Origin of the sequence: Vagococcus elongatus (assembly GCF_003987645.1) — a bacterium.
GTDB lineage: Bacteria > Bacillota > Bacilli > Lactobacillales > Vagococcaceae > Vagococcus_A > Vagococcus_A elongatus.
The window spans coordinates 1-1,578 of record NZ_NGKA01000051.1 but is presented as its reverse complement, the minus strand read 5'-3'; the positions used below and the strand labels follow the sequence as shown (position 1 = coordinate 1,578).

The 1,578-nt window shown below is 40.4% G+C and carries 1 protein-coding gene; it reads left to right on the top strand.

Annotated features, from left to right (window positions below):
* Positions 1–135: 135 nt before the first annotated feature.
* The gene (locus CBF29_RS13615) at positions 136–1,572 is read left to right on the top strand and encodes an IS5 family transposase (RefSeq protein ID WP_126810241.1); all 1,437 of its coding nucleotides are present in this window, start codon (positions 136–138) and stop codon (positions 1,570–1,572) included.
* The last annotated feature ends 6 nt before the right edge of the window (positions 1,573–1,578 follow it).

The window sequence follows — 1,578 nt, the reverse complement described above, 5'->3', positions numbered from 1 at the left end:
TAATGCCTGCTGATTACTATATCTTCGTTGATTTAACAGTATCTGTTATATTTTTTTGGTATAATAAGTGCAGGACTTTTCTCGGCAGGTGGCCGAATCCCTTGCACTTTTATTCATTATGGAGGCATCTGATCAATGTATAAACCACAAATTCATACGCAATTGGCATTCGAAGATTTTAATCAGCCCATGGGGCTTACTATGAATCCTGAAAATCGTTGGATAAAGAAAGCTGAACGCATCCCATGGCGTGAACTTGAAAAGGATTATGCAAAAAACTTCCGAAATCAAAAAGGTAATGTGGCAAAACCTTTACGCATGGCACTTGGCGCTCTGCTCATTCAGAAAGAATATGGCTACAGTGACGAAGAAACAGTTCTGCAAATCCAAGAGAATCCCTACTTGCAATTTTTTATTGGCTTGCCTGGTTATCAAGATGAAAAACCATTTGATTCCTCAACAATGGTTTATTTTCGCAAGCGTTTGGACGAAACCACCTTGATAGAAATCAACGAAAAAATCATTGTTGCCAATACACCAGCAGAAAAACAAGACGACTTGCATGATGATGACGATGATTCCAATTCTGGCACTCTTGTTTTGGATGCCACTTGTGCACCGCAAAACATCAAGTATCCAACGGATACAGAACTTTTGAATGATGCTCGAACACACGCAGAAACCATCGTTGATGTCGTCTGTAAAGAAAACAAATTGAAGAAACCGCGTGTCTATCGAAGAATAGCTCGCAAGGTTTATTTGAACGTGGTCCGTCGTAAGAAAAAAGCTAAAAAATGGCTGCGTGCTCAGCTTCGTAAGCTATTGAATTTTGTTAAACGTGATATTAAAGTTATTCAAGAACTCTTGGAAACGGGTTATACGCTATCTGAAAAACACTGGATTTGGTGGGACACTATCCAGAAAATCTACAACCAACAAAAATACATGTATGACAATCGTACGCATTCTGTAGCCGACCGAATCGTTAGCTTCCACCAGCCGTGGGTTCGTCCTATCGTTCGCGGGAAAAGCAGGACAGCTGTGGAATTTGGTGCTAAATTTGACATGAGCATGGATCAAGGAATTGCACGTATTGAGCGGACAAGCTTCGATGCTTACAACGAATCGGAAGTCTTGGTCGGTGCCATACGCCGCTATCATGACCGTCACGGTTGTTATCCTAAACGCGTGCTTGCTGACAAAATTTACCGTAATCTTAAAAACCTTAAGTATTGTAAAATACGAGGCATCAGACTTTCAGGTCCGGCCCTTGGTCGACCCAAGAAAAACGAAGTCCGTGATAAAAGCATCGACTATCAAGACAACGCCGATCGCGTCGAGGTTGAACGTGGTTTTAGCATGATGAAACGCTGTTTTGGTGCGGGTTTGATTACAACCAAACGTAAAGATACCACGCTTTCAAGTATCGTTCTCAGTGCTATTGCAATGAATTTGTCAAAATTGACGGCAGATTTTTTGCGCCTTTTTTTAGCTTACAATTTCAATTCGCTAAGATTCAGCTTGAAAAACATTAAAGCCATACTTTTTAAAAATCATATAATTATTCAGTAGGCATTA